Source organism: Methylobacterium phyllostachyos, assembly GCF_900103445.1.
Taxonomy (GTDB): domain Bacteria; phylum Pseudomonadota; class Alphaproteobacteria; order Rhizobiales; family Beijerinckiaceae; genus Methylobacterium; species Methylobacterium phyllostachyos.
On the sequence record NZ_FNHS01000013.1, the window covers coordinates 103,939 to 116,359 of the forward strand.

The following is a 12,421-nucleotide window of genomic DNA, read 5'->3' on the forward strand; positions in this document are numbered from 1 at the left end:
TCCCATCGGCACGGACACTTCGCGACGCTGCGGCCGATGCGCCCGGACGTCTCGTCCGAAGCGGGCATGGGCTCTGGCGGAATCATGACGACGCGACAACCACCACGTGACGGCCCGAAGGGGCGCCGGCCCTCCTTCGGCAAGGCAAATTTCGGGACGGCGAAGGCTGAGGGCCGCGCCCGCACCGGCCCGCGGACCAGCGCCCGCGATGCCGCCGAGCGCGCTGCCCGAAACCGCGGCGACGACGCCGGAACGCGCGATCCCTGGGGGGGGCAGGAGACCGCCGCGGCTCCGGTCCGGCCGAAATCCCGCCCCGCGGCCGAGGGCACGCTGCCGCGTCGGCCGATACCAGGGGGGGCGCCGGGGCCGCGTCCACCCGCGAAGCGGCCCGAGGTTCCCGCCCCCGGCCCGACCCGGCGCGAGCAGCGCGCCGCCGCCTCCGCGACGCTCGCCTCCGGGGTCCAGACCCTGACGGTGGAGCCGGACGAGGCCGGCATGCGCATCGACCGGTTCCTCACCGCCCGGTTCCCGCTCCTGCCCTTCACCCGGGTGCAGAGCATCGTCCGCAAGGGCGAATTGCGGGTCGATGGCAAGCGCGCCAAGCCCAATGACCGCCTGGAACCCGGCATGAGCGTGCGGGTGCCGCCGCTGCGCCTCGATCAGCCCTCCGAGCGCCCGCGCAACCCCGCCCGCGAGCAGGACGACGCCACCTTCATCCGGTCGCTGATCCTTTACGAGGATGCCGACATGATGATCCTCAACAAGCCCTTCGGCCTCGCGGTCCAGGGCGGCTCCGGGACGGTTCGGCACGTCGATGGCTTGCTCGCCGCCTTGACCGGCCCGGACGGCCAGAAACCCCGCCTCGTCCACCGGCTCGACAAGGATACGGCCGGCTGCCTGATCATCGCCAAGACCCGGCTCGCCGCCGCGACGCTAGCCAAGAGCTTCCGGTCCCGGGCTGCGCGAAAGATCTATTGGGCGCTTACCGCCGGCGTACCGCGGGTGCGCCAGGGGCGGGTCTCGACCTACCTCGCCAAGGAGGAGCCGACCGACGCCGACGCGCGGATGCGGGTCGCCAAGCACGGCGACGAGGGGGCGAGCCACGCCCTCACATACTACGCGATGGTCGATCAGGCGGCGCAGAAGCTGTCCTGGCTGTCGTTCAAGCCGGTGACCGGCCGCACGCACCAGCTGCGCGCCCACGCGGCCCATATCGGCCACCCGATCGTCGGCGACCCGAAATACTTTTCGGTGGAGAACTGGGAGCTGCCGGGCGGCATCCAGAACCGGCTTCACCTGCTCGCCCGGCGGATCGTGATCCCGCACCCGCGCACCGGCAAGCCCGTTGACGTGAGCGCGCCGCTTCCGCCCCACATGGCCCAGAGCTGGAACCTGCTCGGCTTCGACGCCACCCGCTACGACCCGATCGTCGAGGCGCCGGAGGCTTGAGCCGAGCCACGGCCCGTCGCGGATCACGATCCGAAGGTCTTCCGGCCCCCTGTCTTGGCAACCGCGGGCGCCGCCTCATATGCTGCCCCGCGCCGCGGATTCACGCGGCGCTGTTCTCCGGCTTTTCGAGACCCTGACGCATGAAGCTCGCGATGCTGGCCTGCCTCGCCGCCCTGTGCCTTGCCGGGCCGATCGCGCATGCCGCCCCAGGCGAGGCGTCCAGGCCGGCGGTTCCGGCACACGGGCAACCGGTCGAGGCGTCGGCGTCGCATCCGGCGGCGACCGCCGGCGAGGCCGGACCGCGACAGGGCGTCAGCGCCCGTATCGAGCGCCGCCGCCGCTCCTATGCGGCCTGCAACCGGGCCTCGCATCAGCGCGGGCTGCGCGGCGGCAAGCGCCGGCGGTTCCTGATCCGCTGCCGACTCGGTTACGAGCGGACCCGCGGCCAAACGGGGCAATCCGCGGGGCCATCGACGGGACAACCGGCGGCTCCATCGACGGGGCAGGCCGCCGGACAGCCGGCGCAGCCCGGCCGGAAGCCGTGATGTGGTCCCGCGCGCGTCCGCGGTCCCGGCTCCGAAATTCGCGATGAGGCTCGTCGTCTTCGATGTCGACGGCACGCTCGTCGACAGCCAGCATCTGATCGTGGCGGCGCAGGGACTCGCCTTCGCGGAGAACGGCCTGCCCGCCCCTGGGCGACGGGAGGCTCTGTCGGTGGTGGGCCTTTCCCTGCCGCAGGCGTTCCGCCGCCTCGTCGGCGATGACGGGCCGATCGCCGAGCTCTCGGAAAGTTACAAGCTCGCCTACAACCGGCTGCGGCTCGATCCCGCCTACGAGGAGCCGCTCTTCCCCGGCATGGCCGACCTCCTGGCCCGGCTGCATGCCCGTGACGATGTCTTGATCGGTCTGGCCACCGGCAAGTCCCGGCGCGGCGTCGACCGGCTGGTCGCGCATCACGGTTGGGGGGATTGGTTCGTCACCACGCAGAGCGCCGACGACGCACCGTCGAAGCCTGATCCGACCATGCTCCAGCAGGCCATGAGCGAGGCTGGCTGCCCCCCCGAGGCGACCGTGATGGTCGGCGACACCACCTTCGATATCGCCATGGGAGTCGCGGCCGGCGCCGAAGCTGTTGGGGTCGCCTGGGGTTACCACCCGCCCGACGCGCTCTACGGGGCGGGCGCCGCGACCGTGGTGCCGAGCGCCGGTGCCCTGGAAGCCCGCTTGTTCGACGCCGCGATGCCGCTCTGAGGCCGCGAGGCTCGCGTGCGCGCCCCGGAACGCCTATCTCGCCTTCATGAGCGATGAGACGACAGATTGGCTCGGCCAGCCGGGCGACGACGCCAAGCCCGATCCGGTGCGGGCCGCCCGCGGCCACGCCAAGCCCGCCCTGCCCCGGCGGTTCTACAAGGAGGCCGGCTTCTCGGAGGATCCGGACGGGTTCCGCCTGATGCTCGACGGCCGTGCGGCCAACACCCCCGCCCGCAACCCGCTGCGCCTGCCGACCCGGGCCCTGGCCGAGTCGGTTGCGGCCGAGTGGGCGGCCCAGGAGACGCAGATCGATCCCGCCAGGATGCCCCTCACCCGGCTCGCCAACACGGCGATCGACGGCGTCGCCCCCCGGCTGGACGCCGTGGCCTCCGACCTGTGCGCCTATGCCGGCACCGATCTCGTCGCCTACCGGGCCGGAGATCCGGAGAGGCTGGTCGCCGCGCAGGCCGCGGCCTGGGACCCGATCCTCGACTGGGCGCGGGAGAGCTTGGGCGTTCGACTGATTCTCAGCGAGGGCGTGATGCACGTGATGCAGCCGTCCGATACCGTGCGGGCGCTGTCCGATGCGGTGTCCCGGGTCACCGACCCGTTCCGCTTGGCCGGCCTGCACACGCTGACGACCCTCAGCGGCTCGTTGCTGATCGCCCTGGCGGTGCTGGAGGGACGGCTCACCCCAGCTGAGGCCTGGGCCGCGGCCCATGTCGATGAGACCTATCAGGCACAGGTCTGGGGCCGGGATGCCGAGGCAGAGGCCCGTCTCGAAGCTCGTCGCACCGAGTTCGAGGCCGCAGCCGCGTTCGTGGAGGCGCGCCGCTGAACCGGGCGCGCTCGCAAGAGATGCAGGCGCGCAACATTCAGAAACTTGCGGCGCGTCCACGGTGCCGCCGGCTGACTCCGCATCGGGACTGATCTAGGGTCCGGTTCTGTTGTGTGCGAATCGACTATGCGCGCCGCCGAGCTCGTCCAAAGCAATTTTGAGGAGGAGAGGGCCGCGCTCACCGCGCGTATACAGTTCTGCGGCGGGCGACAGGCGCGCTACGCGGTCTTCGACGATCTCGTGAGTCTCGAAGACCGGGCCCTGGCCGCGGGAGCCCCCGCCGTGACCTTGCGGAAGATTGCGGAAGTCCGCTTTCTGGCCGGGATCCTGCGCGACGCGGTTCGCCCTCGCCCGGTCCCGTCCCTGCGGACCTTGCTGCGGGCGTATGAATCCACGAAGGCGCGCCAACACGCGGCCGTGACTGTACGGGAAGCCTGAAGGCCCCTCCAGGCCCGATTCACGCCGTCGCGGAGAGCGCTGTCTTCAGGTCGCTTTCCAGATCGGCCGGCTTGGTCGCGGGGGCGTAGCGGGCGATGACACGGCCATCACGGCCTACCAGGAACTTCGTGAAGTTCCACTTCACCGCCCGTGTCCCGAACAGACCGGGCTTGGCGCGGGTGAGGTAAGCGTAGAGTGGCTCGGCGTTAGGCCCATTCACAGCGACCTTGGCGAGCACCGGGAAGCTCACAGCGTGGTTCAGGCTGCAGAACCGCGCGATCTCGGCGGCGTCGCCGGGCTCCTGGGCGCCGAACTGGTTGCAGGGAAAGCCCAGGATCGTCAGGCCCGCGTCGCGATACGTTCGCCAGAGGGCTTCGAGGCCGTCGTATTGTGGTGTGAAGCCGCAGCGCGAGGCCGTGTTGACGATCAGAAGCACTTGGCCGCGATGCTGCGCGAGGGGATAGGGCGTGCCGTCGGCGGCGGTGACGCTGAAATCGTGAGCCGTAGTCATACGGGATCAGTCGGACAAACCGATCTGGTCCGCAAGATGCGTCGCTCGGCTCGCTCGGCTCGGCGGGACCAGTGCAAAGACGACTTGATAACCTAAGATGCTAATTTGGATTATATTCGCCGTATCGGTTTTTATGTATAGCCTCGTCAATTGCAGCGATAGGGCTCGGCACGGCTGCGAGCGAGGGTCATCCGTAGCCCCTGCCTGAACGTGATCAGGGTACGTCGATGCCGCGCTTCTACTTCCACGTCCATGACGGCTGCTCCGCGCTGGACTCGGAAGGAACCGAGTTGCCTGACCCACAGGCCGCCCGACTCGAAGCCATCCGGATCGCCGGGGACATCTTGAAGCATGACGCGCATCGGATCGTCCTGGGCGAGGATTGGTGGATCGAGGTCACCGACGATACGAACCTCATCCTGTTCCAGATGACGTTTCTGGTGGTCGAATCACCCGTAATGCGCAGGGCCGCCGGCGCGGAACGCTGAGCGCGGCTGCCCGCTCAGGCCGGGACCTTCTCCACGTCGAAGCTCGGCCCCTGTGGCGTCATCCGCTCCCGCGAAACGATGCGCTCCTCGGCCGAGACGATTCCCAGGCTGACATCGCGGTCCGGAAGGACGACGGTGGTGGTCTTGTTCACATGGACCAGCACGTGCCGATGCAGCGGCACCGACGCGACGGCCCAGCGCTTGAGCTGTCCGTAATAGGGTTCCCGCCGCCATGCATTCGCCTGCCCGGGATCGACCTGCACGTTCATGTTGCGGGTGAGCGGATCCAGGGCGATCACCATCTTGGCGCGATCGGGCTTCCATTCCGGCCCGAGCCAGCTCTCCGTCATCCAGAGGCAGTGGAAGGCGCGGCAATGGTCTGGGCGGGTGGCGTGGATGGCGCAGCCCTGCCCGGCCCGCGTGTGGCGGCACCACTGGCCCGCCACGCTCTCGACCGCCGGGACGTCATAGACCTTGCAGCAGAGCGTGCAGGCGCCGCAGGCGCGGCCGGGGGCTGGTTGGGCGACGAAGGCTTCGGGGCTGAGCATCGGGTATACAGCGCGTCCGGCATGCATCCGACAACGGCCGGAGGCGGGTCCGCCGGGCTACCTGCCGGTGCATCGGGTCGGTAGTGTGGCGGATCCCCTCGGCATGAGGACCTTGCAGCCGATGCTCTCGAATCTCGCGACCCGCGACGTCGAAACCCTGCTCCACCCCTACACCAACCTGTCGACGCACCGACAGACGGGCCCGCTGGTCCTCGAGCGCGGCCAGGGGGTCCATGTCTACGACACGGAGGGGCGCGCCTATATCGAGGGCATGTCGGGCCTGTGGTGCACGGCGCTCGGCTACTCCAACGCCGAGCTCGTCGAGGCGGCGCAGGCACAGATGGCACGCCTGCCGTTCACCCACCTGTTCTCGGGCCGCAGCCACGATCCGGGGATCGAGCTCGCCGAGACGCTCAAGGAGCTGATGCCGGTCCCGACCTCGAAGATCTTCTTCACGTCGTCCGGGTCGGAGGCCAACGACACGCAGGTCAAGCTGACGTGGTACTACAACAACGCGCTCGGTCGGCCGAACAAGAAAAAGATCATCGCCCGGCAGAAGGGCTATCACGGGGTCACGGTGGCGAGTGCCTCGATGACCGGGCTGACGGCCAACCACGCCGATTGGGACCTGCCGCTGCCGGGCTTCCTGCACGTCTCGGCCGCCCACCATTACAGGGGCGCCGAAGCAGGCGAGAGCGAGGAGGCCTATTCGGCGCGGCTCGCGTCCGAGCTTGAGGAGACCATCCTGCGCGAGGGGCCCGAGACGGTGGCGGCCTTCATCGCCGAGCCGGTGATGGGCGCGGGCGGGGCGATCGTGCCGCCCCAGGGCTATTTTGCCGCGATCCAGGCCGTGCTGGCGAAGTACGATGTCCGGCTGATCGCGGACGAGGTGATCTGCGGCTTCGGCCGGTGCGGCACGTGGTTCGGCAGCGAGGCGTTGGGTGTCCGGCCGGACTCGATCTCCTTCGCCAAGGCGCTCACCTCCGCCTACATGCCGCTCGGCGGTGTCAGCATCGACGAGCCGCTCTATCAGGCCATGATCAGCCAGAGCGAGAAGCTCGGCACCTTCGGCCACGGCACCACCTATTCCGGCCATCCGGTGGCCGCCGCGGTGGCGCTGAAGGCGATCGAGATCTACCGGCGCGACCGGATCATCGAGGGCGCCGCCGAGAAGGCGCCGCACTTCCAGCGCCGCCTGTCGGCACTCACCGGGCACGCCATCGTGGGCGAGGCCAACGGCATCGGGCTGATCGGCGGGTTGGAGATCGTCGCCGACAAGGCGAGCAAGCGGCAATACGACCCGAAGAAGGGAGTTGCGGCCCGCTGCGTCGCCTTCGCGCAGGGCGAGGGGCTGATCGTGCGGGCGCTGGCCGGCGACCGCGTTGCCGTCTGCCCGCCGCTGATCATCACACCGGACGAGATCGACGCCCTGTTCGACCGGCTCGGCCGGGCGCTCGACCGGACCCGCGACTGGATCCGCGCCGAGGGGCTGGAGGCGATGCCGGGGTAAACCGGTCCCGCACCGGCCTTTCCCGGACGTCTGGAACGAAGTGAAAGGTCATCCGGGAACTAGCACGAAGCGTCGCGAAGCGCCCATCCAGATCAACTGGTGCCGCTGGCGCCGCGCTTCGAGTGCTGGCTCCCGGGTCGCATTCCGCTGACGCTGCATGCGCTCGGGAGAGGGCGCGCGTCACGGGTCCGGACGCCGCTTCCGAACTGCGCGCTCAGCTTAACCCGCTGGAACGGCTGGTCCGCAAACCCTCCGAGGCCAGATGGCGCGCCAGCGCCTCCACGAACAGGCGCGTCCGTGGCGGTGTCCCGGCTGCCCCGAGCCACACGGCCTGAACCAGGATCGGCGGGGGCTCGAACTCAGCCAGGACGATCGTCAGGCGGCCGCGATCAAGATCCCCCTGGATCTGCCAGAGCGGTGCGAGGCCGAGGCCGGCGCCGGCTGCGACGGCCGCATTGGCCGCGGTGGCGTCGTTGCAGCGGAGGGTCCCGCGCACAGGGACGTGCGCGGGACGGCCATCGATCACGACCGGCCACGAATCGCCTTCGGGTCCGAAGGTGCGGACGACGCAAACGTGCACGGCGAGGTCCTCCGGCCGCTGCGGCACGCCACGGCGCGCGAGATAGTCGGGCGCGGCGAACATCACCCGGCGCAGTTGCGCGAGGGGGCGGATCTTGAGCTGGGGCGGACCGGGGTCGCCGATCCGGATCGCGACATCGAGCCGGTCGTCGACGAGATTGGCCAGCGCATCCGAGAGGACCAGCTCGATCTCAAGGCCTGGATACAGTTCGAGGAACGCGACACAGGCTGGGACGACGTACCGGGGGGCGAACAGCCCGGGTGCGCCGACCCGCAACGTGCCGGCGACGCGCGCACTGTCGCGGCCGATCTCCGTGCAGGCATGCTCAATGTCGGTCAGCGCCGCCTTGATGCGGGCCTGGAAGGCGAGGCCCGCCGCGGTCGGCTGCAGGCGACGCGTGGTGCGGCGGACCAGTTCGACCCCGAGGTCGCCCTCCAGCCCCGAGAGCGCGCGGCTCACCGATTGCAGCGAGATGCCGAGATGCCGGGCGGCGGCCGTCAGGCTGCCGCGATCGACGATTTCGACAAAGGCTCGGTAGCGTTCCAGGCTCGACATCGGTCTCACGCCTTTCGCAAGAGTCTATCACGAGCCAAGTTTATTGTCGTCCATAACTCCGGGACCTAGAATTTGATGATCATTGTGATCAAATTCGGCAGGTCTCCGTGCGTACATCGGCTCGCATCCACTCGATTGAGGCGCAAAACACGCCAAAATACTTAGATCGCATCGTCCTGATGCTGGCGATAGCGGCTGGCGTCATTGTCTTAAGCCTGTTCGCTTCGCAGCCGCTGGTCGGCGTGATCGGACCGTCCCTTGGCCTCGACGCGGCGGGAGCCGGCCTCGTCACCACGGTCACGCTGCTGGGCTACGCGAGCGGATTGTTCCTACTCGTGCCGCTGACCGACCTCGTCGAGAATCGCCGGCTGATCGGGCGGACACTCACGATCGGGACGCTCGCTCTCCTCGCGGCCGCAGTTGCGCCCGCGGCGCCGCTCTTTCTGGTCGCATCGTTCCTGATCGGGCTGACGGCCAGCGCGATCCAGATGCTCGTGCCGGTCGCCGCCATCCTGGCACCGGAAGCCGAACGCGGGCGCGTCGTCGGCAACGTCATGACCGGCCTGATGCTCGGGATCCTGCTGTCCCGGCCGAGCGCCAGTCTGGTCGCCGATTATGCCGGGTGGCGGTGGTTCTACGGGATCCTCGCGGGTCTCGTCGGCGTGCTCACGCTCGTCATCGCCCGGGTCGTGCCCGAGCGCTGGCCGAACCAGACCGCCACCTATCCCGGCCTGATCGCGTCCTTGTTCGAACTCCTCAGGAATGAGCCCGTCCTCCGGCGCCGGGCCGCGTATCAAGGCCTGTGCATGGCGGCCTTCGGGATCTTCTGGACCTCGGTGGCCCTGCGGCTCGCGCAGCCGCCGTTCGACCTTGGCCAGACCGGCATCGCGGTCTTCGCCCTGACGGGCGCCGCGGGCGCCGTGATCGCGCCGATCGCCGGCCGCGCGGGCGACCGGGGACAGACCCGCCCCGCCACGATCCTTGCGCATGTCGGCGTGATCGCCGCCATGGTCTTGGCGGCTCTTGCCGGTGCGGGGTCCGCCGGCGGCATACCGGGGACTGTCGCGCTCCCCGTCATGGCGCTGGCGGCCGTGATCCTCGATCTCGGTGTCATCGCGGATCAGGCGCTCGGCCGGCGGGCCATCAACATGCTGCGGCCAGAAGCGCGGGGGCGCTTGAACGGGCTGTTCACCGGCCTGTTCTTCATCGGAGCGGCAGTGGGGTCGAGCCTCTCGGGCCTTGCCTGGGTGCTCGTCGGCTGGTCCGGCACGTGCGCGCTCGGCGGTCTGTTCGGCCTCGCGGCGCTCGCCCTATCCCTCAGCGCGCGAAGCCCCGCGCAGGCCTGACGGGGGGCCATCATCAGGCGCCGCGCTGTCCCTCCGGCGGCCCGCTCGCCTGCACCCCCGTCGCCGTCAGCGGTGTGATCCGTAGCGTCGTGATCCGGTTCTTCGCCTTCCGGATCACCTGGAAACGGAAGCCATGGAAGTTGAACGCCGTGCCCTGGTCGGGGATGGTCCGCGCCTCGTGGATCACGAGGCCCGCGATGGTGGTGGCCTCCTCGTCGGGCAGGTCCCAGTCCATGGCGCGGTTCAGGTCGCGGATCGGCACGCCGCCGTCGACGTTGACCGAGCCGTCCCCCTGCGGCCGCACCCCGGAGACTGTGACGTCGTGCTCGTCGGCGATCTCGCCGACGATCTCCTCCAAGATGTCCTCCAGGGTCACGAGACCCATCACCTCGCCGTACTCGTCGACCACCAGGGCGAAGTGGGTCTTCTTGGTGAGGAAGGCCTTGAGCTGGGCGCGCAGCGAGGTCGTGCCCGGCACGAACCACGTCTCCAGAGCCAGCGCCTCGACTTTCAGGCCGGACGCGTCCCCCCCCGCGGCGTCGAGCGCCCGCAGCAGGTCCTTGGCGTGCAGCACGCCGATGATGTTCTCCGGCGTGCCCCGCCACAGGGGCATCCGCGTGTAGGGCGAGGACAGCACTGCCCGTACGATATCCTCGGAGGATTGGTCGGCGTCGATCGCCCGCATCTTGGTGCGGTGAACCATCACGTCGGAGACGGTCAGCTCCGACAGGTCGAGGAGGCCACCCAGCATGTCGCGCTCGGCCTTGGCGACCCCACCCTCCCGGTGCATCAGCGCCACCTGCCCGCGCAGCTCCTCGGCGGCGGTGAGGATCGACTGATGCTCGCCGATCGTCACGCCGAAGGGCTTCAGCATCAGCCGCACGAGCTGCTCGATGGCGATCGCCAGCGGCCCCATCAGGGCCACCGCGAAGGCGACCGGCCGGGCCGTGACCAGGGCGGTCTGGTCCGGTTTGGAGATGGCCAGCGTCTTCGGCAGCACCTCGGCGAAGACGATGACCAGCACCGACATGCCCACCGTCGCGTAGATCACGCCGCTCTTGCCGAACAGGGCGGTCAGCACGCTGGTGGTGAAGGCCGAGGCGCCGATCGCCACGATGTTGTAGCCGATCAGCATGGCGCCGATGAAGCGCTCGCGGATCGCCAGGATGCGGTTGACGATCGCCGCCCGTGGGTCCCCCGCCTGCTCCAGCGTGTGCATCCGGGCCCGGGAGGCGGCCGTGAAAGCGGTCTCAGCCCCCGCGAAGAAGGCCGAGAGCAGGAGCGAGATCACCACGATGCTCGCGGCGAACCACAGGTCGATTTCGGTGTCCATCGGTTCCGTCAGGCCAGCCTATCAGGGCGACTCGGCCGCCCTTATAGCGGCGCACGCGGACTATTGCGCGTCGGTCCGGCGTACCGTCCACGTTGCCCAGTAGACCGGACGGCCGTAGAGGCTCGACGTGTCGCGGCCCGACGCCGTGGGAGCGAGACGGTCGAGCCAAGTCAGGAAGCCGGCCTTGTTGGGGTAGATCGACGGCGTATCGAGATTCCCCTGCGCGTCCGTCATCCAGAAATGGGCGCTCCGGTCGAACCGGCCGCTGCCATCGCCCCCCGAGCGCAGGCCGAGATAGGCCGGCGAGCGGCCGGCCTCCACCGGGTCGGCGTAGAGCTTGAGGGCGCCGATGCCGTCCAGGTTCATGTCGGCGGTGTATTGCAGGCAGATATCGGCTACCGGGCCGCCCGGTGCGTTGGCGGGCCGCTGGCAGGTGTAGGACACCGCCCAGCGCTGCAGCCCCTTGGCGCGCGCAACCCGCACGAGGCTCCCCGGCGGCAGCGGCCCGGCAAGTTTTTTCGCCACCGACCAGACCTTCGGGCCGGACAGGTCCTGTGCGGTGCGCAGGTAGAGCGCCGTGCGCCGCTTGTCGGGGGCGAGGCCGCAATCCTCCGGCAGCACGTCCGTGTAGACGTAATGATAGGTACGCTCGACGATGCTGATCGAACCCGCGAGCCCGTGGGTCTCGAAGGCCGGCGCCGTGCAGACGGAGGCCACCGGCTTGCCGGCCTCGTCGATGACCGGCGCGGGACTGGGCGGGTCGCTCCGCCCGCGGCCGGACTTCGCGCTGTCCTTAGGCTCGAACGGTGTCCAGGCGAGCCCGTAGCCGTCGGCGGCGCGGGTGCGGATCTCGAAGCTCTGAAAGTCGAGGGTGCGCGCCTCGATCTGGACGCGGCGCCGGACATCGGCCGGCCCCGGTCCAGCGGCATCCGGCTCGGCCCGACGCCGCCCGCGCCGCCGCGCGTCGTCCTGGGCGTCCGCCATGCCGACCCGCTCCTGCCCGAGCAGGAACACGTAGCTGTAGGCCTCGCCGGCCCAGTCGCGGCCGGCGATGGCGATCGGGTCGCGTGGGCCGATGCCCTCGGCGGCCGGCGTCGGCTCTGACCAGCCGCGGGACCGCGCGCGTTCCTCGGGCAGGTCGACCCAGAACCGGTCGGCCGAGGGCGGCAGCGTCGTGACCAGCGCCTCGACGGTGCGGCCCGTGCGCAGGGACCCGCCGTCCCGGCTGTCCGTGGCGCGGCGCTCCGGGCAGGGCTCCTCGCGGCGGGACGCGATCGGGGTCTGGCCCTGGAACACCGTCTGGATCGGGCCCGGTGCCTCGCTGCGGGGGAGCTTCAGGATCTGCACGCCGCGCACGAAGGCGCAGGGCGCGGGCGCGATCAGCACCCCCTCGGCCTCCGACCCGTCGCGGCAGATCTCCAGGCCCCCGCCGCCGGTGACGTAGCAGCTCGGCGCGCTGCCCTCGAAGCCGGCCGTACGGGCGCTCGCGGACCTGGGCGCGAGCAAAGCGGTGGCCCCCAGGGCGCCGAGACCGCCCAGAACAAGCGCCAGCACCCGCCGCCCGGCAATTGGCC

13 protein-coding genes are annotated in these 12,421 nt (G+C 70.1%); 8 read left to right on the forward strand and 5 right to left on the reverse strand.

Annotation, left to right across the window (positions count from 1 at the left end):
* Nucleotides 1–84: 84 nt before the first annotated feature.
* From BLQ49_RS20545 to BLQ49_RS20565, 5 genes are all read left to right on the forward strand, one after another.
* On the forward strand, nt 85–1,449 hold the full coding sequence (locus BLQ49_RS20545) for an RluA family pseudouridine synthase (protein ID WP_091719308.1): 1,365 nt from the start codon (nt 85–87) through the stop codon (nt 1,447–1,449).
* 140 nt (nt 1,450–1,589) lie between these two features.
* The gene (locus BLQ49_RS20550; protein ID WP_091719101.1) at nt 1,590–1,994 is read left to right on the forward strand and encodes a hypothetical protein; all 405 of its coding nucleotides are present in this window, start codon (nt 1,590–1,592) and stop codon (nt 1,992–1,994) included.
* A gap of 43 nt (nt 1,995–2,037) precedes the next feature.
* Nucleotides 2,038–2,700 (forward strand): HAD-IA family hydrolase, encoded by a 663-nt coding sequence (locus BLQ49_RS20555; RefSeq protein ID WP_091719103.1) that lies wholly within the window; start codon nt 2,038–2,040, stop codon nt 2,698–2,700.
* Nucleotides 2,701–2,746: 46 nt separating this feature from the next.
* Nucleotides 2,747–3,538 carry an ATP12 family chaperone protein gene (locus tag BLQ49_RS20560; protein WP_091719105.1) on the forward strand — a complete coding sequence of 264 codons (792 nt, stop codon included), beginning with the start codon at nt 2,747–2,749 and terminating at the stop codon, nt 3,536–3,538.
* Nucleotides 3,539–3,664: 126 nt separating this feature from the next.
* Nucleotides 3,665–3,976 (forward strand): hypothetical protein, encoded by a 312-nt coding sequence (locus tag BLQ49_RS20565; RefSeq protein WP_091719107.1) that lies wholly within the window; start codon nt 3,665–3,667, stop codon nt 3,974–3,976.
* 19 nt (nt 3,977–3,995) lie between these two features.
* Here BLQ49_RS20565 and BLQ49_RS20570 read toward each other — a convergent pair whose 3' ends face one another.
* Nucleotides 3,996–4,487: a glutathione peroxidase gene (locus BLQ49_RS20570; RefSeq protein ID WP_091719110.1), complete on the reverse strand. Its 492-nt coding sequence runs from the start codon at nt 4,485–4,487 to the stop codon at nt 3,996–3,998.
* 227 nt (nt 4,488–4,714) lie between these two features.
* Between BLQ49_RS20570 and BLQ49_RS20575 the strand changes: the two genes are divergently transcribed.
* Nucleotides 4,715–4,975: a DUF6894 family protein gene (locus BLQ49_RS20575; protein WP_091719112.1), complete on the forward strand. Its 261-nt coding sequence runs from the start codon at nt 4,715–4,717 to the stop codon at nt 4,973–4,975.
* 14 nt (nt 4,976–4,989) lie between these two features.
* Here the strand turns inward: BLQ49_RS20575 and BLQ49_RS20580 are convergent, their stop codons facing one another.
* Nucleotides 4,990–5,523: a hypothetical protein gene (locus tag BLQ49_RS20580; protein WP_091719114.1), complete on the reverse strand. Its 534-nt coding sequence runs from the start codon at nt 5,521–5,523 to the stop codon at nt 4,990–4,992.
* Between the two features lie 121 nt (nt 5,524–5,644).
* Here BLQ49_RS20580 and BLQ49_RS20585 point away from each other — a divergent pair, with 121 nt between their 5' ends.
* Complete coding sequence (locus BLQ49_RS20585; protein WP_091719310.1) at nt 5,645–7,033, forward strand: aminotransferase; 1,389 nt, start codon at nt 5,645–5,647, stop codon at nt 7,031–7,033.
* Nucleotides 7,034–7,247: 214 nt separating this feature from the next.
* On the opposite strand, the gene BLQ49_RS20590 is transcribed toward BLQ49_RS20585, so the two are convergent.
* Nucleotides 7,248–8,168: a LysR family transcriptional regulator gene (locus BLQ49_RS20590; protein ID WP_091719116.1), complete on the reverse strand. Its 921-nt coding sequence runs from the start codon at nt 8,166–8,168 to the stop codon at nt 7,248–7,250.
* 179 nt (nt 8,169–8,347) lie between these two features.
* Here BLQ49_RS20590 and BLQ49_RS20595 point away from each other — a divergent pair, with 179 nt between their 5' ends.
* Complete coding sequence (locus tag BLQ49_RS20595; protein ID WP_091719118.1) at nt 8,348–9,514, forward strand: MFS transporter; 1,167 nt, start codon at nt 8,348–8,350, stop codon at nt 9,512–9,514.
* A 13-nt stretch (nt 9,515–9,527) separates the two neighbouring features.
* On the opposite strand, the gene BLQ49_RS20600 is transcribed toward BLQ49_RS20595, so the two are convergent.
* A complete protein-coding gene (locus tag BLQ49_RS20600) occupies nt 9,528–10,847 on the reverse strand; it encodes an HlyC/CorC family transporter (protein ID WP_091719120.1) in 1,320 nt (439 codons plus the stop codon).
* Nucleotides 10,848–10,907: 60 nt separating this feature from the next.
* Nucleotides 10,908–12,401 (reverse strand): hypothetical protein, encoded by a 1,494-nt coding sequence (locus tag BLQ49_RS20605; RefSeq protein ID WP_244507700.1) that lies wholly within the window; start codon nt 12,399–12,401, stop codon nt 10,908–10,910.
* Nucleotides 12,402–12,421 lie beyond the last annotated feature (20 nt).